Source organism: Microbispora sitophila (assembly GCF_014892245.1).
In the GTDB taxonomy this organism is placed as follows: Bacteria; Actinomycetota; Actinomycetes; order Streptosporangiales; family Streptosporangiaceae; genus Microbispora; species Microbispora siamensis.
On record NZ_JADBGC010000090.1, the window covers coordinates 1 to 1,072 of the forward strand.

The 1,072-nt window shown below is 66.6% G+C and carries 1 pseudogene; it reads right to left on the reverse strand.

The window, feature by feature from the left end:
• Positions 1-1,072 (reverse strand): annotated as a pseudogene (locus IL992_RS45550) (DNA-directed RNA polymerase subunit beta); the annotation flags it as partial.

The window sequence follows — 1,072 nt, forward strand, 5'->3', positions numbered from 1 at the left end:
GGGCGGCGATCCACCCGAGATGTGTCTCCAGCACCTGGCCGACGTTCATCCGGCCGGGCACGCCCAGCGGGTTGAGGACGATGTCGACCGGCGTGCCGTCCTCCAGGAACGGCATGTCCTCCACCGGCAGGATCTTGGAGATGACGCCCTTGTTGCCGTGACGGCCGGCGAGCTTGTCACCATCGGTGATCTTGCGCTTCTGCGCCACGTAGACACGCACCAGCTCGTTGACACCCGGAGGAAGCTCGTCACCCTCCTCACGGCTGAACACCCGCACGCCGATGACCTTGCCGGACTCACCGTGCGGCACCTTCAGCGAGGTGTCGCGGACCTCACGCGCCTTCTCACCGAAGATCGCGCGCAGCAGCCGCTCCTCGGGCGTCAGCTCCGTCTCACCCTTGGGCGTGACCTTGCCCACCAGGATGTCGCCGGTCACCACCTCGGCGCCGATCCGGATGATGCCCCGCTCGTCCAGGTCGGCCAGAGCGTCCTCGGAGGCGTTCGGGATGTCCCGGGTGATCTCCTCAGGCCCCAGCTTGGTGTCACGGGCGTCGACCTCGTGCTCCTCGATGTGAATCGACGACAGCACGTCGTCCTGCACCAGACGCTGGGACAGGATGATCGCGTCCTCGTAGTTGTGACCCTCCCACGGCATGAACGCGACCAGCAGGTTCTTGCCCAGCGCCATCTCACCGTTGTCGGTGCACGGGCCGTCGGCGACGACCTGACCCTGCTCGACCCGGTCGCCCTCGGCGACGATCGGCTTCTGGTTGAAGCAGGTGCCCTGGTTGGACCGCTTGAACTTCGCCACCCGGTACGTCGTCCGCGTGCCGTCGTCGTTCATCACGGTGATGTAGTCGGCCGAGACCTCCTCCACCACACCGGCCTTCTCGGCGGTGATGACGTCCCCGGCATCGGTCGCGGCGCGATACTCCATGCCGGTGCCGACCAGCGGCGCCTCGCTCTTCAGCAAAGGCACCGACTGACGCTGCATGTTCGAACCCATCAGCGCGCGGTTGGCGTCGTCGTGCTCGAGGAAGGGGATCATGGCGGTCGCCACCGACACCATCTG